Origin of the sequence: Chamaesiphon sp. VAR_48_metabat_403, from assembly GCF_031422475.1 — a bacterium.
Classification (GTDB): domain Bacteria; phylum Cyanobacteriota; class Cyanobacteriia; order Cyanobacteriales; family Chamaesiphonaceae; genus Chamaesiphon.
The window spans coordinates 17,944-37,200 of record NZ_JANPLS010000065.1 but is presented as its reverse complement, the minus strand read 5'-3'; the positions used below and the strand labels follow the sequence as shown (position 1 = coordinate 37,200).

Genomic DNA, 19,257 nt, shown 5'->3' with positions numbered 1-19,257 from the left:
AAAAAACGACAAGACAGCGCACCAAGCAGGGGAGGGAGCAAGAAAGCCCCCCCTTTATAAGGGGGGGTTGGGGGGGTACACAAACCTTAAACGAAGCTAGTTTCTACTTGTCAGTACGCGGTAGCCCCTCATTTTGACGATCGAGCTGTGGGAAAATAAGATTCCGATCTAGGCTAAGATCTTTCCCAGTAGCGAAACGTTTGTAATGAATCAACTTATCGGCTTTATTCCTAGCGCGCGGACATTATGGTTGCTAGCAAGCGGGGGAGTAGTGACAACTCTATTAGCTATTCTAGTTCCCGCCCGATTGGGCATCGCGATCGCCCTGACATTTGTTTGGTATGCTGGCTTAATTCTCGTTGCAGGTATCGATGCTTGGCGGAGTAAATCCGATCGGATCGAGGTGAATCGAGAGCCATTGGGGAAACTGTCGATCGGGCGCGATAATCCGGTGACACTAAAAGTTTCATCGCCACAAACGGGCGGTAAAACTCGCCAGTTTAATTATCAAATTCGCGATGGCAGTCCGCAAGATTTGGCAGCAACGCCCGAATTAATTGCTGGAGTTTCCAAAACGGGTACGATCGAGTCGATCGGCTACACAGTCCATCCTTACCGTCGTGGCGAGTACGAATGGCAGGGAATATATGTTAGGCAATTGAGCGGCTGGGGGTTGGCTTGGCACCAGTGGCGGGTAGATGCGGCGCAAACTGTGGCGGTTTATCCCGATTTGGTAGGTTTAAAAGCACTTTCGATTAAGCTAACGCTGCAATCGACAGGAGCCATGCGCCAGAAGAAAAAGCGGGGGATGGGGACGGAATTTAGCGAATTGCGAGAATATAATATTGGCGACGATCCGCGATCGATCGATTGGAAAGCTACAGCTCGGCGCAATCGTCCGTTAATTAGGGTGCTAGAACCAGAGCAAGAGCAGACGGTAATTATTCTACTCGATCGCGGACGGCTGATGACGGCAAATATTCAGGGCTACAAACGATTCGATTTTGGCTTAAATGCGACGCTTTCTTTAGCTCTAACGGCCATTCAACGCGGAGATCGGGTGGGTGTGGGCGTATTCGATCGATATCTAACTACTTGGATTCCACCTCAACAGGGACAGAACCACTTTTCGAGAATACTCGATCGCGTCAGTCGGATTCAACCCGAATTGCTCGAACCCGACTATCTCGGAGCCGTTACCACCATCATCAAACAACAAAGTCGCCGCGCGCTCGTCGTGATTATTACCGATATTATCGACGATATCGCCTCCGCCGAACTGCTCACCGCACTGGGGCGACTCACCCCCCGCTATCTGCCCTTTTGTGTCACCCTTCGCGATCCGCAAGTCGATCTCCGCGCTCAAGAATTAGCCGCAGATATTCCGGGTGCATATACTCAAGCCGTCGCACTCGATTTACTTCGCCAGCGCGAACTTGCTTTCGCCAACCTCAAACGCAAAGGGGTATTAGTTTTAGATGCACCAGCCAACCAAATTAGCGATCGATTAGTCGATCGTTACATTCAAATTAAATCGAGAAATCAGTTATGATCGGTTGCTTATTAACAGTATATCCCGCATCGACAATCGCAGTTTCAAGATTTACAACTGGTAACTCGCTCTCGATTTGGACTAATTTAGTTTGAGAATTGGCAATAATTATTGCTTGCGGATCGAGCGAGCTAATTGCTTGACTGATTTTGTCACCGCAAGCACCGCAAGCCATGTCTGGAACTGTAAATGTTGTTAGCACGATCGGGATATTTAATGGATGGATATATCGAACAAGTGTATCTCAAAGATAATGCTAACAACGATCGGATTGCTACCGAGCGAGATCGAGTCTCAAAATTAATTGTCGATCGCCAGCAGTTTCGGGTAGGATATAATGCAATGAAAATCTACCCACCAACATTAATTTAAAATCCACTAGGATAGTTTCTCTAGCAAAACCCCATGAGATTCCCATCATTGCAGCTTCTGGGGCATATTAGCAGGTGAATTTTATGAATCGATCTCGATTAATGTCGGATCGGGCGAGTAGCTCGTTTCAAGACGATACCTCAGATGCGATCGCATCGAGAAGTTTGCGGTTACCATTAGCAGTCATTGTCAGTAGTTTGTTTATCGCTGGAATTTGGTTTTTTCAACAAACCAGTCTCAGACACCTCAACGAACAAATTCGTCAATTGCAACAAGATATTGACAAAATCCCCCCTCGCAGCCTGACTTCCATCGATCGAATTGCCCTGCAAAAAGAGCTAATTATCCTTGAAGGGGATCGCATTAACGCTCAAAATGGGGTCTACAACCTCTTATTTCAGGGTGCTGGCGCAATTATCATCGGCGGGCTAACACACGCTGGCTGGAAGTATTTACGACGCACTGACGCACAATTTCAGAGTACCAACGATCGACTCTACACCGACAGGTTCAGTCAGGCAATTTCCCATTTAGCCAGCGATAAAATCGAAATTCGGCTCGGTGGTATTTATACCCTCGAACGCCTAGCGCAAGACTCCACCGCCGAATATTGGCTGACGATCGAAGTCCTCACCGCGTTCGTGCGCGAACGATCTGTTAAAATTGAGATGCCCCCGACGCTCCGAATACTAGAACCACCACCGAAAATCGGCGACGTACCCGATTCAAAACCCAGCCGCAAATCGTCCCCATCCTCCCGAATTTCCACAGATATTCAAGCGGTAATGACTATTTTAAACCGTCGAGATGTCAGTAAAGATCGACCCGATCGAATTATCGAACTGCGCGAAAGCAATCTTCGCGATGCCGAATTAAGTGGCATCGAATTATGGGGTGCAGATCTGTGGAAAGTAAATTTCCGCCAAGCGCAACTGTGGCAAGCTAAATTAGCAGGCGCATCATTAGGCAGAGCCAATCTCAGCGATGCCAGTTTGTGGCAAGCCGATCTCGAAGGTGCCTATCTGTGGAAAGCCAATCTCGAAGGAGCCAATCTCAGCGAGGCAAATCTAGAGCAAGCCAATCTCGAAGGCTCAAATCTTAAAGGTGCCAATCTCCAGCAAACCAATTTAATCAATGCCGACTTGCGTAAAGTTGTCGGACTTACTCGCCAACAACTCAGTCAAGCTATTTGCGATGAAACCACTCAATTACCAGACTATTTAACAGCAGTCAGCAGTTAAGATCGATCGTTTATTTGACGATAAATGTTGACTGAGATTAATTTATGGTATGGTAGACAACTAGAAATTGAGGTGTACTAATGCGAAAAAATTTAATTGGTTCGATCGGGATGCTTGCTACTGGGGTTTTAGGTTCGTGCTGGCAATTTACTATTAATAGCACAGCGGCGATCGCAGTTGCTAACATAGCGCAGCAACAACCCATCCAAAATATCGGATTATTGGCAGTAAATAAAGGTGCCAAAATAACTACTACTCCTTCTGGCTTAAAATATACTGTTCTTAAAGCAGGTAAAGGAGCTACCCCAAAACCAGGGCAAACGGTAGTGGTTCACTACACTGGTACCCTCACCAATGGTAAAAAGTTTGACAGTTCTCGCGATAAAGGTCAACCGTTTAGCTTTATAGTCGGTCAAGGACAAGTAATTCCCGGATGGGATGAAGCATTAAGTACGATGAAAGTTGGCGAGAGACGTAAGTTAACTATTCCGCCAAAATTAGGTTATGGTGCGGCAGGTGCTGGTGGCGTAATTCCACCGAATGCGACGCTAATTTTCGATGTTGAATTACTCAAGATTAGTAATTAAAGATTGTACGTGCGATCGGATATTAGTATGCTGCGGTTGGGTTTGGCGTGAATGGAGATCGGGCTGACAGCATTGCCTTGCACCATTTGGATAAAAGCATCAAAGTATGGAATATTTAGAGCCAACATATTGAAATTTGAGGCTACTTGAGTATATTATATTCATAACACTACAAGTCTATTAACTTTGGATAATGTGTTAGCAAAAACATCTGACCCACTCTGACTACATTTCAATTTAGTCGCAATTTATACATATACCCCGAACAAACAATGAAACGACCTACCCCCCCACAATGGCTAAAGCTATTGCCCTGACTGGATTTTCGGCTTTGTCGCTATTTGCCGCCGCTCCCGCTCAAGCCGTCATTCTTGATTTCCAAAGTTTAGAAGTGGTTGGTATGAGTACTCCTGGAGTCAACAGTCCCTATACAGAAAATGGTTTTATAATTAGTAATCCACGAATCAGCTATTTTGGTACTCTGGATCGTCGCTACCAAGGATCGACAGCTCTTTTTGCTGCTTCAACTTTCACTCCTACTATTAGTCTAGCTCAAGTAGGCAATGGCTCGTTCACACTAACATCGATCGACCTAACCGATCTTAATGGTGATGGCATTGATGAGACTTATAAAAATGTTACTGTCTCATTTACAGGTTTGAGGACTGACAACAGCACTATTACTCAAGCTTTTACAACAGATGCATTGCGAGGTTTCCAAACTTTTAACTTTTCTAACTTCACTAACTTAGTGTCTGTTGATTGGAATCAGGATGCACCATTCCATCAATTTGACAATATCAATGTCACGCCTACTAATGCTACAGAAATTCCCGAACCATTTACAATGTTGGGGACGATTACTGCTGCGGGATTTGCGGCTGCGTTCAAACGGAAGCTAGCCAAAACTCAAAAAGATAACAAAGATATCGTTTAGAGATAAAGAGCGACTTCGATTCGATTTTGGCGATCTTTAGACCCCTTAATTATTACAGAATCAGTTAGTAGGGGCAATTCATGAATTGCCCCTACTAACTGGTTGCGCTGTCTCTACTGAAACTACACAGATCGGTACTTCACTTACTGAACTAAAGCCAGCGGTGGATTTGAAGCACTGACGCGTCGATCGATTACCGTGTCGATTAAACCATATTCTTTGGCTTCGACAGCAGACATATAGAAATCGCGATCGGTATCTTCTTGGATTTTTTCGAGGGGTTGTCCGGTATGATCTGCCAAGAGATCGTTTAACTTACCTTTAATGTAGAGAATTTCCTTAGCTTGGATAGCGATGTCTGTCGCTTGTCCCTGTGCGCCGCCTAAAGGCTGGTGAATCATAATCCGCGAACTGGGGAGACTCATCCGTTTACCTTTGGCTCCAGCACTGAGCAAGAATGCACCCATACTAGCTGCAAAACCCATACAAACGGTGCAAACATCGGGGCGAATTTGGTTCATCGTGTCGAAGATGCCCATCCCTGCGGAAACCGAACCGCCAGGGGAATTGATATATACGTAGATATCTTTTTCGGGATCTTCTGCTTCCAAAAATAATAGTTGCGCCACGATCAGGTTGGCTAAATCTGAGGTTACTTGGTCGCCCAAAAAGATAATGCGATCGCGCAATAGCCGAGAATAGATATCAAAGGCGCGTTCGCCTCTGCCAGATTGTTCGATGACGGTAGGTATCATAGCTATGCCAATATATATCGATTCTTTCTATTATTACCCAATCTAGGGGCTAACGGTCTAGGGGTATCCGTACCCGTTGAGAGATGGGAGTTTGGAGATGTGAGTTTAGTAATGAACTAGTGAGATAATTGGGACGTTGGGTAAATGCGATCGACCGTTGAGAGCGTCTAGTTCGATGACGAAGGCGCAGCCGACTAATTCGCCGCCAAGTTCTTGTAATAGTTTAGCTGTAGCTGCGGCTGTACCGCCTGTGGCAATTAAGTCGTCAACAATTAAGATCCGGTTTCCAGGTGCGAAGGCATCAGCGTGGATTTCTAGACGATCGGTACCATATTCGAGAGCGTAATCGATCGATCTTACTGCTGCGGGTAATTTTCCGGGTTTCCGCACGGGAATGAAGCCAATCCCCATTTGAAATGCTAGTGCAGCTCCAAAAATAAACCCCCGCGACTCCATCCCGACAATATATTGCGGCTGCAAGTCTACAACCTTATCGGCGAGGGTATCGATCGAGTATTTTAACCCGGCGGGATCGCGCAGTAGGGTGGTAATATCGCGAAATAAGATCCCTGGTTTGGGAAAGTCGGGAATGTCGCGAATGAGAGTTTTAAGATCCATATATTTGGCGAGATGAATTGAATGTCGATCGAGAGTCGATAGGTAGGGTAACTATTTTGACAACAGTCTAGAACCAACGTCGATCGGCGATCGATTGCCTTGCTACATAAAACGTCAATAAACTAGATCTAATTCCGGTTTTGAGGCGGCTAGAATTGTAGTTAATGTCTGAAATTCGGGTATTCTGGTGTGGAGTAGATGTTAGCGATCGTCCTGGCAACTGCCGCGCCGTTAATGTCGATCGCAACAATTTTACCCCGGAATTGGGTCTAAATCTGTAGACGATTTATGCCGCATCTATAAATTACTCGATCGATTTTCTGATATATGATTGCATCACCGATCAATGGCCCCATGTCCGAGTCGCTGCTGGGAATAATTGAAAGTCTTCCCAATCCTGGCATCGATGGCGAGGCTTGTCCGCGCCGCACTAAAGTCGAACTCGATCTGATTTTACTAGCGATCGAAGCGATCGAATCGAGTAGTTCCGAACAAATTCTCGAACTTGCCAAAGAATTAAACCTCCAAGAGATTATCAAAAATCGGATCGTCCTCTGGCGGATGCGCTCTACCAATCCGATGCGGCGCGCTCACACGCGGCGGATTTTGTCGCTCAAAGAAGCTAAAGCTTTAAGTGCGATCGGCTGTAGGTTAGCCAGCCGTCTGGCGGTGCCGATTCGTCAGCTATTACAAGCCCAGCAGCAGCTCAGTGAGAAGCAAATTCCCCCTGAGTACAATTTTCGCCTTTCGGAATATTTAGACCGCTTCCGCGCCCATTTTCGCAGCAGAATGAACCCCCGCCGCGCGAAGGTAAGCATCTATCAAGACGACGATAAGTTAAATGAGTTAGCTGTTTCCCTCTTGAGCAAGTTGCTATTCTGCACGGGTACTCTCGGTACGCAACGACTGTGGATGAGTCTATTCGATGGGGAAGTGAAGTGATTTAGGTTTTAGGTTTTAGGTGTTGGGTGTTGGGTGTTGGGTGTTGGGTGTTAGGTTTTAGCGAAGATCTACCCACCCCGTCGCTACGCGCCACCCCTCCTGGGAGGGGATTTTCCCGATCCTTAATCCCCGTCTCCCCGTCCCCCCGTCTCCCCGTCTCCCCCTCCCCGCTCCAATCCTAAATTATGGCAAAAGAATACTACGAACGGGGTTTAGCTAAAGCCAAGGCTGGCGACAATCGTGGCGCGATCGAAGATTTCGATTTGGCGGCAATTGCTACGCCAGAATGGGCGGAAGTTTACTATCGCCGAGGTTTGGCTTATTTTGACTTGGGTGAAATTTTGACGGCGGTGTCGGAGTATACGCAGGCACTGGCGATCGATTCTCATCACCGAGATTGTTCTTATGCTCGTGCTTTAGCGAGATTGACGCTCAAGAATTTTCCGGGGGCGATGGAAGATATCGATCGAGCGATTCTCTTCGGGCGAGATTATGCACCAGCATATCAACTGAAAGGACTAATCTTTAAAAAACTCGCCCAATATCCTCAAGCAATATCGGCATATAAAACTGCTGCTAATTTATATTTAGCCCAACAAAACCCCGATCGCAGTCGGCAATGTTTTGAATTGGCGCAATCTTTACAACCCAAACAGATCGATCCTCCAGTCTCAAAACCGATCGTGCTCGCGCCCCTAATTACCACCGAGCAATTCTATACTAACTTATTAGAACAAGGCGAACGCGGCGATTTTACAGGGGCGATCGATAATGCTAATTGGGCGGTACAAACTAACTCTAACGATGTACGTGCTTATAATTGCCGGGGGGTATTATATCTCAAAAAAGGCGATTTCACCGCAGCACTAGCCGACTTCAGTCAAGCTATCCAACTCGATCCGACATCGCATGTTGCTTATCGCAGCCGAGGAAAATTACGCGATCGATTGGGAGATTATCGAGGGGCAATTTTAGACTTCGATCGCGCGCTAGCGATCGACGATCGCGATCTATTTATCTATTTAGCACGGGGAAATTCAAGAGTCAATTTACACGATTATACCGCCGCGATCGCCGATTTCACCCAAGCAATTTCGATCGATCGGCAAGAACCTACTGCTTATATTTATCGAGCGCAAACAGCTACTAAAATTGAAGAATTAAATCGCGCGATCGCCGATTATCAGATGGCGGCAAATATTTATTTAGAACGTCAAGATTTACCCAAATATCGCGAAACGCTCGCACATTTACAAAAGCTCCAACGTTCTAGCCCTCAAACCCCCGCTCCATCATCGACTCCCAACGATGGCAACGAACCACTCCGTCAACGTCTATTCACCCTCGTCAGCGGACACTGGGGCATCGCTCAACGCCTGATCGATCGACTCAAAGAGGAGCATCCCGGCTATCCTGAAGACTGGTATCTCGAACGAGTAATTGCTAATTTGGAACAAGGATTGTAGAGGAGAGTAAGGATCGGGAAAATCCCCTCCGAGGAGGGGTGCCCGTTGGCGAAGCCTTTCCGAAGGAATTAGGGCGGGGTGGGTAGATCTTCGCTAAAACCTAAAATCTAAAACCTAAAATCTAATACCTAATACCTAATACCTAATTAACAATCTAACTCCTCGCAGGCTCCGATGCTTACCCATGTGCTGGCGGTGCGTCCGTCGGCTTCAACGTACCACTCTTTTTTCCAGATCGGGGCTTGATGCTTGAGAGTATCGATCGCAAATTGACAAGCTGCAAACGCTTCGCCGCGATGGGGACAGCCGACAGCTAACAGTACGCTAATTTCGCCGATCTTTAACTTACCGATCCGGTGATGGATAACCACATGCGTGACATCTGCCCATTTGCTGCGAATTTCCCAACCGATGGCAGCAAATACTTGAATCGCCATCGGCTCGTAAGCCTGATATTCTAAGTATTCTACCGCTTTGCCGTCAGTGCGATCGCGCACGGTACCGCTCATCATGACAACGGCACCATTGCCGGGGTCGTCGGCTAGTTGGTAAACTTCATCTAATAATAGGGGCGCAAACCCGATCGCGAATCGATCGGCAGGATGAGCCGATTTTTGAGCGATTATCGGTGTAGTTGTCATCGTTAATTAGAATTATCTTGTAAAAATCTAGCCAGGATGGTATTATAAGAAATATCGGTTAATAGCCGTTGTTTGGATAGGTGGCTGAGTGGTCGAAAGCGGCACACTGCTAATGTGTTATGGGGGTAACCCCATCGAGGGTTCGAATCCCTCCCTGTCCGTTCTAAAAATTATGGTAACTGTTAAATAGAGGAAGGGCGATCCACGGATTGCCCTTCCTCTTTTGAATCTTACTTGAGTACGGGGAAAGCCGACCGTTCTAGAGCTAACTTATCGGCAGCACGCTGGGCTGCTAGCTCGTCTAATTGCTGCCAAACTTGACTCAGTAAAGGATCTAATCCGGTACGAGTTGCGGAAGAGATAAGAAATACTTGCTGCTGGGCGACTTCGCTCAAAGCTTGGGCGATGGCGGCGACTTCTTCATCATCGACGGCATCGATCTTGCTCAGGGCGAGAATTTGGGGGCGGGTAGCCAAAGTATCATTATAAGCGATTAACTCTTGTTGAATCGTCTCGTAGGCTCCGATCGGGTCTTCGCTAGTTGCCTCGACGAGGTGTAATAATACGCGGGTGCGCTCGATGTGGCGGAGGAAATCGTGACCCAAACCCGCACCTTCAGATGCACCTTCAATTAAACCAGGAATATCTGCAAATAATGTCCCATCGCCAGATGGTTTGCGGACGACACCTAAATTGGGTACTAGAGTGGTAAACGGATAATCGGCAACTTTAGGACGAGCTGCGGAAAGTACCGAAATTAGGGTCGATTTACCTGCATTTGGTAATCCGATAATGCCAACTTCTGCTAATAATTTTAATTCTAGGCGAATCCGTTTTTGCTGGGGCGGTTGTCCGGGGAGGGCGTATTCTGGCGCGCGATTGCTATTGCTCAGAAAGTGCGCGTTACCCAAGCCACCTTTACCACCAGAGACAATTTTAAATGTTTGTCCGGGTTCGACTAAATCGACGAGTATTTCGTCATTCTCGGTATCGTAAATTATCGTACCGCAAGGCACCTCAACGATCAGATCTTCGCCAGATGCGCCAGTACAGTTTTTAGAACCGCCTTTGGTGCCGTTTTCGGCTTTAAAGCGGCGGTTGTACCGAAAATCGAGTAATGTTTGTAAGTTTTCAACGGCGGTAAATAATACCGAGCCGCCTTTACCGCCGTTTCCCCCGGCGGGGCCTCCGGCTGGTACGTATTTTTCACGCCGAAAGGCAACCATCCCATCGCCGCCACTGCCTGATTCTACTTCTACTTCTGCCAGGTCGATGAATTGCATGTGTGGGCGATTGGGTGTAAATGAGTCAGGTTTTATTTTAGCTTACTATCTTACTGTCGGTGAATAGTGAATAGTGAGTAGTTTGTAGTGGAGCGTCGATAATAAAAAAGGTGGGCCATTGCCCACCTCGGATGTTTTGCTAGATTAAATTTAGCGAGTGGTGCGATCGATCGCACTATTCACTATTCCTAGTTATTCGCGTTAAATTCGCGGAAGCTTTGATAAAACTCATTCTCTTCATAGATATGACATTTATCGGTGATATCTTTCATCAGTTCCCAGTTAAACTGACGCTCTTTGATATATTCACCCCATTGCTCTTTAATGATGGCGTGAGCTTCCCGTAAGCGGTAGGAAGGAATTGCCGTCGAAATGTGGTGGGGAACGTGGACGTTGATATCGTGACAGAGAAATTCGACCCAGCGGGGGTAGTCACAATGGACTGTACCAGATAATTGGGCGATCGCTTCATTCCATTCACCAGCGGGCGTAAAAGGGATATCTGAGGCGGTATGATGGACGATCGTGAACGTACTCATCCAGAAGTGATATACCAACCAGGGGATAACCCAGAATTTGACAAAGCCCCAGATACCTAAAGTCCCAATTAAAATCGGGAAGATAATTGCGGCACCGATGATGACAAATAGAGCCGAGAATTTAACATCGTCTCTGGTTTTGCCTTCGGGAAATTTCCGCCAGTCGAAGTGGACTGCTGCCCAGTGCGGTAATGATGCCAACCACCACAACCGACCGCGCATCGCCTGATAAACTACTTGCAGCCAGGCAGGTGCGTCTTGATAATCTTCGGGTCGCCACGGCTGCCAAGCGTTGTCCACGTCCATTTTATTGGTATGCTTGTGGTGTTTGGCGTGTCCGTATCGCCAGCCGTGGAAGGGATAAATTAGGGTCAACATAAACAGATGACCGACAATATCGTTGACTTTGCGACTATTCGAGAAGGAACGATGGGCGCAGTCATGACCGATTACGAAGCAGCCAGTCATCGCCGTACCTGTAAATACCCATGCCAGCGGTAATAAATACCAAGGCGAATAGGCAATTGCGAGCATCCCTATCGTCACGCTGACGATGGTTTTAAGGGCTGTCAGCCATGCTTGACGACTATCTTTAACAAAAACTGATTTTGGTAAAGACTGAACGATGTGTTTGAATTTGAGATGCGGGGACAGCACTGCGGCTGGATTCGGATCGATCGATAAAGTCATGTAGCGGTTTAGATCTCCAGTATTTATGAGGAAGGCAAAATGATTGTGACTGCCAGTTAGATACTTTTGCGTCAGTAGATAAATGGCAATTATGAATTTGTAGCCAAACTACGTACCGTTTTGTTAACGATCGTTAATATTTATCCTACATTAGTGTGGGGCTGGGGTCTAGCAAGTCGATCGCTCACAAGGGTACCGATCGGCTAGATTGATTGACTAGAGCCGAGCCATCGCCATCATAACGCGATTTTAGTCTTGGTTGCCGCAGGAGTTGACAACGAACCAATCATACCTTACCAAATCGCCGATCGCGTTGCTGATAATCGGCGATCGCTTGCGTAAATTCGTCGTTGCTAAAATCTGGCCAGTGGGTATTGGTAATATATAACTCAGTGTAGGCAAGTTGCCAGAGTAAAAAGTTGCTCAACCGCTGTTCTCCGCTAGTCCTAATTAACAAATCTGGATCTGGTAATCCGGTAGTGTCTAAATATTGAGTGAATACGGATTCATCGATCGATTGGGGGTCTAATTCGCCCGCTCTAATCAGGGTGGCGATCGATTTACAGGCTTGCAGAATTTCATGCCGACCGCCATAATTAATGGCAATATTAAATGTTACCGCGCGGTTATGTTCGGTAGTGGATATAGATTTATCCATCATTCTTTGAAGTCCGATCGGCACTTGAGATCGATCGCCTAGAAATCTAACTCGCACGCCTTCTTCGTGCAGTTTGGCTAGTTCGCTATCTAATAAACCTTCAAATAGTTTCATTAAAAAATCAACTTCAGCCGCTGGTCTGCGCCAATTTTCAGTTGAAAATGCGTAGACGGTAAAATTAGCAATCCCCCAATCTTTACAGCACCGTAATAACGATTTAACTGTTTTTGCACCTTGTTGATGTCCTGCAATTCTAGGCAAACCTTGTTGTTTTGCCCATCGCCCATTACCATCCATAATTGCGGCAATATGTTGGGGCATTTTAGTCGGATCTAAAATAGCTGGTAGTTTAGTCAGTGTTTGAGTACTCATGGTATTATTTATAGTAAGTTTGCTAATTAGACGAAGCACCAAAAATTCGATTTAAATCTGTGGGTTTGAGGGCATGATGCCAAGCTAAAAGCTGTTGCATCACCAGCGCGAAAGTCGTGACGATCTGCCAGCGGTGTTGCCACGTCCAATCCTGCCATTGCAAGACAGACATCATCCGCCGATAGGTTTTGAGTAAATTATTCCCCGACGAACGACGTGGCAATAGTTGTTGACAACCACGCAAAAATCGATATCCTTTCGGACATGGGTACAGCCAGATGCCAAACCCCCAGAATTTAATTAAATGGTTGACTTCATCGCAAACTAGTTCTCCTAAGATCTGCCGCAGCGTACCTTTAGAATGCCCCATCAGCCACAGATATAAACAAGTTGCTCCATATTCAGTAAAAATTCGATGCAACCCGTGACGATAGAGATCGCGATCTGGGCAGCTAGTTGGTTGATAAGGTCGAACTTGTTTGAAAGTCAGCTCGATTTTCTCACCGCTTAATTGGCGATAGACTCTCAGAAGTGCGGGTGCATGACGGCATTCTTCTAGTTCCCAAATTCCTTTTGAGTGCTTGCCTATTTCGTCGACAGTTCCCCCGACAAATTCTGCCATTTGGGTATGAATGGGCGCGAGATATTGCCGACTAGTCTGGGTATAGTCGCGAATGGGTGCTTCAGTATCGATCGCACCTTTGAGAATAGCTAAAAAGAGTTGCGGTTCGATGCCGACAATCTGGTCACAATTGAGATTTTGCCAATCGATCCGCGCCCATTTTCGCGGTTGCGGACGAGCGAACTGTTGGGGTAATTCTTGAAGTTTAGTATTTAGAGTTACCGGATCTAAATAATCGGCAATTAGCGATCGAATATTTAGATTAAATTTCGATTCGCTCTGGGAATCTTGCGGGTGTAGCAGCTCTAAGGGGGCATCGCCAGCCAAAAATAAAGTCATGTGTCATCTACCAATATTGAGGTGGTAGTTCGACTATAAACTTCCGCACAAATACTGTCAGTCGGATCTCGTCGGCAATCTTATACTAAGGAAAAGTCGGAAAAAGTCGGGAATGAGTAATTTGGGCGGGGTAGTTGTTATTTATACAGAGGTGTAGTTGCCGCTCTTACCCGCTCGAATAGGTTTGTATGCGCGAGTCTAGTTAATGAGTTATTGCGAAGATCTACCCACCCCGCCCTTCGGGCACCCCTCCGAGGAGGGGATTTTCCTTACTCCTCACTCCCATCTCCCATCTCCCATCTCCCAACTCCCATCTCCCGATGAATGCTAACATTGCCATAACTTGGATCGATCGATTACTTGCCATGCAGACAGGTAGACACCTTAACGATCTTCAGGTGTTTATTATCGATCGGGTATTGGTCGGACGAAAGTATATCGAGATTGCCACAGAATATCATTGCACGGAAGGGCACATCAAAGATATCGCTGCTGCTTTGTGGCAATTATTATCGCAACTATTGGGGGAGCGGGTAACTAAAAATAATCTCAAATCGATTTTACACCGTCTTCAGGCGATTGAGTCGATCGGGCAGGTGCAGTCGATCGTTAATTACCAGTTTATCGGTCGGGAAGGGGCGATCGCGAGATTGGATGAATTTATCCAGCAGGGACAGCGCGCGATTGTGATTCAGGGGGAAGGTGGTGTCGGAAAAACGATGCTCGCGCAGCAGTATTTAAAAACCTGTGGCTGCGATCTAATTTTAGAATTATCGATGGCAAAAGAGACGGCTCAAATTACGCCAGCGGAGATCGTGGTTGAAGAATGGTTGGGGCAAGATTTACAAACAGATCCGGGGCGAGATTTTGGGGTAGCTTTACTAAGATTGAAGCGACAATTAAGTACGCGCAAAGTGGGAATTTTAATCGATAATTTAGAACCAGCACTAGATGGCGAGGGTAAGATTGTTGTCTCTCAGCGTGGTTATGTAGAATTATTGCGGGTATTAACCGATCGCCAGTTACCGGGAGTTACTTTAATTACCAGCCGCGATCGATTGTGCGAAATCGATCTCAATTTAATTCATTATCGGCTGTCTGGTTTGGATGTGAATACCTGGCAAATTTATTTTAATTACCGTCAAATTGCGACAACAGTTAACGAACTCGAACCTTTACATTATAAATATGGCGGTAATGCCAAAGTGATGGAAATTATTGCCGGAAATATCCATACCGATTTTGAAAGCGATATTCAGACATATTTGGCAACAGATCGAGAGAATATCTCGATTGAAACTGGATTGCAACAATTGATAAGAAATCAGTTCGATCGATTGCAATTGTTAGATAATTATGCATATCAATTACTCTGTCGGGCGGGATGTTATCGCTACCAAGATTTGAGCCGAGTGAATATCGATGCCCTATTATCTCTATTATGGGATATCGAACCAGAGCGACGACCGATCGTCGTTAATTCGCTTAAAAATCGCTCGTTAATTGAATTTAGTTCCGGTCGCTATTGGCTGCATCCGGCGATTAGAGCCGAAGCGATCGCGAGATTGCAGCATACTGACGATTGGATAAAAACTCATCAGGCTGCGGCTAATTATTGGACAGAGGCTGTCACGACAATTACAGATATTACTACGGCAATGACCGCATTAGAGGCATATTATCACTATATAGAAATTAGCGATTTTTCTCAAGCAGCACGAGTGCTATTGCAACCGCGCGATAATCAGTGGGGACAGTTTTTGCCATTAGCAAGTAACTTGTATCGGATGGGTGCGATTCAGCCCGTTTTAACCGCAATTACTCAAATAATATCCGCACTACCTGGCGATCGACAATCTGCTGAACTCGCCAATATTCTCGGCGATTTATATTGGATTGTCGGACGAGTTCGCGAAGCGATTGAAATCCAGCAACAATCGATCGATTATACATCCATAAGTCTAGCTCGAATCGATCCAGCCGATCGATCTCATCTGACTCACTGCTTGCATATTTTACAGATCGATTCATTATTAAGTGTGGGGTTATATCACATCGATTTGTGGGAGCTTAATGAGGCGAGTGAGATATTCGATCGGGTAATTAACATGACAAATAATACCATTCGCGATCGATGGGCGCAAAAAGCGATTGTCTGCCAAGCATTAGTTCAATCTTACCTCAATAATTTTGACTATTCCAGACAACTACTCGCCCAAATTGAAACCCTCAATTTCTACCAAAAATGGATGGGAAGCAGTGCTTATTTCCTCCAAAAGATCGGGCAAACTTATACTAATTTAGGCGATTTCGATCGCGCGGAACTGGTTTATCAGCAAACCCTCACCTTCTGTCAAACTGGAAACTACCTGCAAACCCAAGGTAGAACCCTCACCAGCTTGGCGCAACTCTATCGACTACAGGGACGCTTAGATATCGCACGCTCTACCCATCTCCAGGCGATTGAAATTCTCGATAAACTCGGTGCTAAATGCGATCTCGCTGAAGCCTATTATCAAGCCGAATTAACATCGCAGCAAGCGGGAGATCGAGATCTGATCCAGACAGACTGGAATCTCCACGCACGTCAATTATTTACGGAAATTGCCGCACCACAGCAATTAGCCAAGATCGCAGCAGGGGAATAGGGGACGAGGGGACGAGGGGACTGGGGGACTGGGGGATTTTTAATCCAAAATCCAAAATCCAAAATCCCCTCTCTCTTTCCATTCGAGACTAACTAGCAACTCAGGCTAATATTTAATTCGCGGATCGATCCAGGCGTTGATGAGATCGATGAAAATACTAGCAATCACCACGATCGCGGCGAAAAAGATCATGATGCCCTGTACCGTGGGATAATCGCGATTGGAGATGGCTTCGTATAGTTTACTTGCCAATCCCGGCCAAGAAAAGGTTACTTCAGTCAGTACCGCACCACCCAGCAGGGAAGCAGTAGTCAAACCCAAGACGGTAACTACCGGAATCATCACATTTTTGAGTGCGTGGGAAATGAGAATGGTATTTTCGGGAATACCTCTAGCTCTAGCAGCTTCGACATATTCGGCTTTCATGCTTTGTTTGAGATTGACGCGCACGATGCGTTCAAAAATGCCGCTTAATAAGATTCCCAGCGTCAAACAGGGTAATGCTAAATGATGGAGCGAGACAAAAAAGCTGGCTAAGTCAAAGTGTAATAAACTATCGATCGTGTATAATCCGGTAATCGGTTTTGGTGGCGTTAAATTAGCCGGGAATCTCCCACCGAGGGGGAAAATCTGTAACTGGACGGCGAACACTAATTGCAATAGCATCCCCACCCAAAAAATCGGTAAAGAATAACTAACTATCCCAAATAATCTACCCCCAAGTTCGGTAAATGTGCCGGGACGAGCGGCAGAAATCGTCCCCACAGAAACCCCGACAATAAAAGCCACTAACATACTCCCGATCGCGAGTTCTAAAGTCGCCGGGAAGTTATCTTGAATAATTTTAACAACAGCTTCGCCAGAACTTGTAATCGATTTTCCTAAATCGCCTTGGAGTGCATACCACAAGTATCGAAAATATTGAAAATAAAGTGGTTTATCTAGCCCTAATTGTTTACGTAATTCAGCCTTACTTTCATCTGAGGCGCGGTTACCTAAAAAAGCATCGGCCGGATCTCCAGGTGTGGCTTTGAGCAGAAAGAAGACGATCGTAAAGATCGTCCACAACATCAGCGGAGCCAGCAATAATCGGGCGGTTAGGTAGTATTGGAGATTTTTCGATCGTGACATAAATTTACTTCTTCATTCCCGAATACAACAAATTCTGAAGCGGATCGATATTGATGCCGCTCATGCCTTTTTTAGCGAAGACAAAATCTTTAGTTTGCCAGAGGGGAATTAGCGGGACATCTTGAATGATTTGGTTTTGGATATCGGCGTAGATTTGTTTGCGTTTGGCGGGATCTGATTCTTTGCCTTGTGCAGCAATAAGTTGATTCATCCGATCGCTATAATAAAACGATCCTTGTGTTTGAGAGCCACCTTGTTTGCAGCCCGGTAGTTTCCGTTTAGTTTTTTCATCGAAATTTTGCTTGGGACATTCGAGGAAGGGTTGAACGAAGTTATCGGGATCGAGAAAGTCGGGATACCAGTCTTGTAGGGTGGCGGGATAAATATTTTTGCTGGCATATTTAAAGAAAGATGCCGATTCGATCGTATTGGGTTCGAGTTCGAGCATCCCGCCCAATTTTTGCCGAGCATAGGCACGCAGAAAGCCCGCAGTCAGACGGCGCGGTGTGGAACCGGAGGGATACCAGATTTGAATTTTCGCGGGGTTCTGGGGCGAAAATCCGGCTTGGGTGAGGAGTTGTTTTGCTTTGGCAATATTGCCATCTCCGTAGGCAGTTTTAAACCCAGGTTGAGAGACGCTAAAGGTACTGGGCACGATGCTGTATAAGGGCTTGCCCTGCCCGTATAAGATGCGTTCGTTGATGGTGGGTCGATCGACTAACGCCGCGAGTGCTTGACGCACCAGGGGGTTATCTAGGGGCTTTTGGAGGACATTCAGGATTAGATAACTAGTCACGCTACCATCGATCGCGATCGATTGCCAGTTTCCGGCTTTGGCTCCCTCTTCGAGGCTTTTAACCTGATCTGGTTCTAAAGATTGAAAGGCAACATCCACCGCGCCAGTGCGGAAGGAATTATAGAGGTTGGCGGAGTTATTTAAGAAAATTTGGAGATTGACGCTGCGATTGAGCGGCTTTGTACCCCAATACCGATCGAATGCTACCAATTTTACTCGATCGGTACCATATTCTTTCAGTACGTAAGGCCCCGTACCGACAAATTCTTTGGGTTTAAATTTACCTTCGGCAATCTCGTATGCTTTAGGCGACACCGCACAGGTACCGGGAAAAGCTAACATCGAGGGGAAGGCTGCAAACGTTTTTTTCAGCTTAATCGTCAGCTCATAAGCTCCTGTGGCTTTCACCGACTCTACCCGTTCGGCTAATAAAAATGAGGGTTTGCCCTTATTTTGAATGAAGCGTTGCAATGAGAACGCCATCGCAGCGGCATCAAATGGCGTACCATCGTGAAATACTACTCCCTGACGAATGGGAATCGTATAAGTCAAACCATCGGTACTAAGTTTGGGTAATGCCGTGGCTAACTGCGGTTTAATTTCGGTGCTACCAGGATCGTAAGTATACAACCTGTCGCTCAAATTCCGAATCAACGCGATCGAGCTTGATTCATATGCATCCGCCGGATCTAGAGTACGCGGTTGTTTCGTCGTCCCGACGGTAATCGTTCCTTCATCGCCACTGGCGGTAGCCGTGGGCGAATTATTACTACTTTGACAACTGGTTACCAAGAGCAACGCGACTGAAACTAAGCTAACATGCTGCCATCTATTCATAGATGTTAAGAAATCACCACAATAATTTAAGCTAAAATCCGATCTTGGTGGTTCTGTTAAGCCAAGGATCTTCTTGCATTTACGCCGAGGAGTGTCAACTAATATATAACGATTTGGCAACCATGCACCAAATTCTGCGCGCCCAAACTCTAAATAATCGCTAAATAGCACGTTGGCAACCATAGCCAATTCGCCCCCTTACCACATTTGGTAAGGGAGCGAATTAAGATT

19 protein-coding genes and 1 tRNA gene are annotated in these 19,257 nt (G+C 46.2%); 9 read left to right on the top strand and 11 right to left on the bottom strand.

Annotated features, from left to right (window positions below):
- Window positions 1-205 precede the first annotated feature (205 nt).
- Entirely contained in the window at window positions 206-1,552 is a 1,347-nt protein-coding gene (locus RMO79_RS03290) for a DUF58 domain-containing protein (RefSeq protein WP_310481631.1), read from the top strand.
- Here RMO79_RS03290 and RMO79_RS03285 read toward each other — a convergent pair.
- Complete coding sequence (locus tag RMO79_RS03285) at window positions 1,530-1,754, bottom strand: heavy-metal-associated domain-containing protein (RefSeq protein ID WP_310481630.1); 225 nt, start codon at window positions 1,752-1,754, stop codon at window positions 1,530-1,532. The genes RMO79_RS03290 and RMO79_RS03285 overlap by 23 nt on opposite strands.
- 14 nt (window positions 1,755-1,768) lie before the next feature.
- Between RMO79_RS03285 and RMO79_RS03280 the strand changes: the two genes are divergently transcribed.
- The 3 genes from RMO79_RS03280 (at window position 1,769) to RMO79_RS03270 (ending at window position 3,752) form a co-directional block, all read left to right on the top strand.
- A complete protein-coding gene (locus RMO79_RS03280; RefSeq protein WP_310481629.1) occupies window positions 1,769-1,924 on the top strand; it encodes a hypothetical protein in 156 nt (51 codons plus the stop codon).
- A gap of 83 nt (window positions 1,925-2,007) precedes the next feature.
- The gene (locus RMO79_RS03275; protein ID WP_310481628.1) at window positions 2,008-3,165 is read left to right on the top strand and encodes a pentapeptide repeat-containing protein; all 1,158 of its coding nucleotides are present in this window, start codon (window positions 2,008-2,010) and stop codon (window positions 3,163-3,165) included.
- An 80-nt stretch (window positions 3,166-3,245) separates the two neighbouring features.
- The gene (locus tag RMO79_RS03270; RefSeq protein WP_310481627.1) at window positions 3,246-3,752 is read left to right on the top strand and encodes an FKBP-type peptidyl-prolyl cis-trans isomerase; all 507 of its coding nucleotides are present in this window, start codon (window positions 3,246-3,248) and stop codon (window positions 3,750-3,752) included.
- On the opposite strand, the gene RMO79_RS03265 is transcribed toward RMO79_RS03270, so the two are convergent.
- Complete coding sequence (locus RMO79_RS03265) at window positions 3,749-3,880, bottom strand: hypothetical protein (RefSeq protein WP_310481626.1); 132 nt, start codon at window positions 3,878-3,880, stop codon at window positions 3,749-3,751. The genes RMO79_RS03270 and RMO79_RS03265 overlap by 4 nt on opposite strands.
- A gap of 167 nt (window positions 3,881-4,047) precedes the next feature.
- Here RMO79_RS03265 and RMO79_RS03260 point away from each other — a divergent pair, with 167 nt between their 5' ends.
- Window positions 4,048-4,689, top strand: a complete 642-nt coding sequence (locus tag RMO79_RS03260; protein ID WP_310481625.1) for a PEP-CTERM sorting domain-containing protein — start codon at window positions 4,048-4,050, stop codon at window positions 4,687-4,689.
- A gap of 143 nt (window positions 4,690-4,832) precedes the next feature.
- On the opposite strand, the gene clpP is transcribed toward RMO79_RS03260, so the two are convergent.
- Window positions 4,833-5,444, bottom strand: a complete 612-nt coding sequence (clpP, locus tag RMO79_RS03255; protein ID WP_310481624.1) for an ATP-dependent Clp endopeptidase proteolytic subunit ClpP — start codon at window positions 5,442-5,444, stop codon at window positions 4,833-4,835.
- A gap of 105 nt (window positions 5,445-5,549) precedes the next feature.
- Window positions 5,550-6,062, bottom strand: coding sequence for an adenine phosphoribosyltransferase (locus tag RMO79_RS03250; protein ID WP_310481623.1), 513 nt, complete (start codon window positions 6,060-6,062; stop codon window positions 5,550-5,552).
- Window positions 6,063-6,389: 327 nt separating this feature from the next.
- Here RMO79_RS03250 and RMO79_RS03245 point away from each other — a divergent pair, with 327 nt between their 5' ends.
- Both RMO79_RS03245 and RMO79_RS03240 read left to right on the top strand, forming a co-directional pair.
- A complete protein-coding gene (locus RMO79_RS03245) occupies window positions 6,390-7,004 on the top strand; it encodes a DUF3038 domain-containing protein (RefSeq protein ID WP_396136508.1) in 615 nt (204 codons plus the stop codon).
- 185 nt (window positions 7,005-7,189) lie between these two features.
- A complete protein-coding gene (locus RMO79_RS03240) occupies window positions 7,190-8,470 on the top strand; it encodes a tetratricopeptide repeat protein (protein WP_310481622.1) in 1,281 nt (426 codons plus the stop codon).
- 146 nt (window positions 8,471-8,616) lie between these two features.
- On the opposite strand, the gene RMO79_RS03235 is transcribed toward RMO79_RS03240, so the two are convergent.
- Entirely contained in the window at window positions 8,617-9,111 is a 495-nt protein-coding gene (locus RMO79_RS03235; RefSeq protein WP_310481621.1) for a molybdenum cofactor biosynthesis protein MoaE, read from the bottom strand.
- 74 nt (window positions 9,112-9,185) lie between these two features.
- On the opposite strand from RMO79_RS03235, the gene RMO79_RS03230 reads away from it, so the two are divergent.
- Window positions 9,186-9,272, top strand: a tRNA-Ser gene (locus RMO79_RS03230).
- 69 nt (window positions 9,273-9,341) lie between these two features.
- Here the strand turns inward: RMO79_RS03230 and obgE are convergent.
- The 4 genes from obgE to RMO79_RS03210 form a co-directional block, all read right to left on the bottom strand.
- Window positions 9,342-10,394 carry a GTPase ObgE gene (gene obgE, locus RMO79_RS03225; RefSeq protein WP_310481620.1) on the bottom strand — a complete coding sequence of 351 codons (1,053 nt, stop codon included), beginning with the start codon at window positions 10,392-10,394 and terminating at the stop codon, window positions 9,342-9,344.
- Window positions 10,395-10,582: 188 nt separating this feature from the next.
- Window positions 10,583-11,623 carry a fatty acid desaturase gene (locus RMO79_RS03220; RefSeq protein WP_310481619.1) on the bottom strand — a complete coding sequence of 347 codons (1,041 nt, stop codon included), beginning with the start codon at window positions 11,621-11,623 and terminating at the stop codon, window positions 10,583-10,585.
- Window positions 11,624-11,909: 286 nt separating this feature from the next.
- Window positions 11,910-12,653 (bottom strand): isoprenyl transferase, encoded by a 744-nt coding sequence (locus tag RMO79_RS03215; protein WP_310481618.1) that lies wholly within the window; start codon window positions 12,651-12,653, stop codon window positions 11,910-11,912.
- A 22-nt stretch (window positions 12,654-12,675) separates the two neighbouring features.
- A complete protein-coding gene (locus RMO79_RS03210; protein ID WP_310481617.1) occupies window positions 12,676-13,614 on the bottom strand; it encodes a ferritin-like domain-containing protein in 939 nt (312 codons plus the stop codon).
- Window positions 13,615-13,934: 320 nt separating this feature from the next.
- Between RMO79_RS03210 and RMO79_RS03205 the strand changes: the two genes are divergently transcribed.
- Window positions 13,935-16,262, top strand: a complete 2,328-nt coding sequence (locus RMO79_RS03205; protein ID WP_310481616.1) for an NB-ARC domain-containing protein — start codon at window positions 13,935-13,937, stop codon at window positions 16,260-16,262.
- Window positions 16,263-16,367: 105 nt separating this feature from the next.
- On the opposite strand, the gene RMO79_RS03200 is transcribed toward RMO79_RS03205, so the two are convergent.
- Both RMO79_RS03200 and RMO79_RS03195 read right to left on the bottom strand, forming a co-directional pair.
- On the bottom strand, window positions 16,368-17,393 hold the full coding sequence (locus tag RMO79_RS03200; RefSeq protein ID WP_310481615.1) for an ABC transporter permease: 1,026 nt from the start codon (window positions 17,391-17,393) through the stop codon (window positions 16,368-16,370).
- 4 nt (window positions 17,394-17,397) lie between these two features.
- Window positions 17,398-19,026 carry an ABC transporter substrate-binding protein gene (locus RMO79_RS03195; protein WP_396136509.1) on the bottom strand — a complete coding sequence of 543 codons (1,629 nt, stop codon included), beginning with the start codon at window positions 19,024-19,026 and terminating at the stop codon, window positions 17,398-17,400.
- Window positions 19,027-19,257 lie beyond the last annotated feature (231 nt).

Excerpts from the sequence above, each read along its gene's own strand:
- RMO79_RS03270 (WP_310481627.1), top strand. The coding sequence starts at position 3,246 with ATGCGAAAAAATTTAATTGGTTCGATCGGGATGCTTGCTACTGGGGTT.
- RMO79_RS03220 (WP_310481619.1), bottom strand. The coding sequence starts at position 11,623 with ATGACTTTATCGATCGATCCGAATCCAGCCGCAGTGCTGTCCCCGCAT.
- RMO79_RS03210 (WP_310481617.1), bottom strand. The coding sequence starts at position 13,614 with ATGACTTTATTTTTGGCTGGCGATGCCCCCTTAGAGCTGCTACACCCG.
- RMO79_RS03200 (WP_310481615.1), bottom strand. The coding sequence starts at position 17,393 with ATGTCACGATCGAAAAATCTCCAATACTACCTAACCGCCCGATTATTG.
- RMO79_RS03280 (WP_310481629.1), top strand. The coding sequence starts at position 1,769 with ATGGATGGATATATCGAACAAGTGTATCTCAAAGATAATGCTAACAAC.
- RMO79_RS03275 (WP_310481628.1), top strand. The coding sequence starts at position 2,008 with ATGAATCGATCTCGATTAATGTCGGATCGGGCGAGTAGCTCGTTTCAA.
- RMO79_RS03235 (WP_310481621.1), bottom strand. The coding sequence starts at position 9,111 with ATGACAACTACACCGATAATCGCTCAAAAATCGGCTCATCCTGCCGAT.
- RMO79_RS03245 (WP_396136508.1), top strand. The coding sequence starts at position 6,390 with ATGATTGCATCACCGATCAATGGCCCCATGTCCGAGTCGCTGCTGGGA.
- RMO79_RS03205 (WP_310481616.1), top strand. The coding sequence starts at position 13,935 with ATGAATGCTAACATTGCCATAACTTGGATCGATCGATTACTTGCCATG.
- RMO79_RS03260 (WP_310481625.1), top strand. The coding sequence starts at position 4,048 with ATGGCTAAAGCTATTGCCCTGACTGGATTTTCGGCTTTGTCGCTATTT.
- clpP (WP_310481624.1), bottom strand. The coding sequence starts at position 5,444 with ATGATACCTACCGTCATCGAACAATCTGGCAGAGGCGAACGCGCCTTT.
- RMO79_RS03290 (WP_310481631.1), top strand. The coding sequence starts at position 206 with ATGAATCAACTTATCGGCTTTATTCCTAGCGCGCGGACATTATGGTTG.
- RMO79_RS03265 (WP_310481626.1), bottom strand. The coding sequence starts at position 3,880 with ATGTTGGCTCTAAATATTCCATACTTTGATGCTTTTATCCAAATGGTG.
- RMO79_RS03250 (WP_310481623.1), bottom strand. The coding sequence starts at position 6,062 with ATGGATCTTAAAACTCTCATTCGCGACATTCCCGACTTTCCCAAACCA.
- RMO79_RS03195 (WP_396136509.1), bottom strand. The coding sequence starts at position 19,026 with ATGAATAGATGGCAGCATGTTAGCTTAGTTTCAGTCGCGTTGCTCTTG.
- obgE (WP_310481620.1), bottom strand. The coding sequence starts at position 10,394 with ATGCAATTCATCGACCTGGCAGAAGTAGAAGTAGAATCAGGCAGTGGC.
- RMO79_RS03215 (WP_310481618.1), bottom strand. The coding sequence starts at position 12,653 with ATGAGTACTCAAACACTGACTAAACTACCAGCTATTTTAGATCCGACT.
- RMO79_RS03240 (WP_310481622.1), top strand. The coding sequence starts at position 7,190 with ATGGCAAAAGAATACTACGAACGGGGTTTAGCTAAAGCCAAGGCTGGC.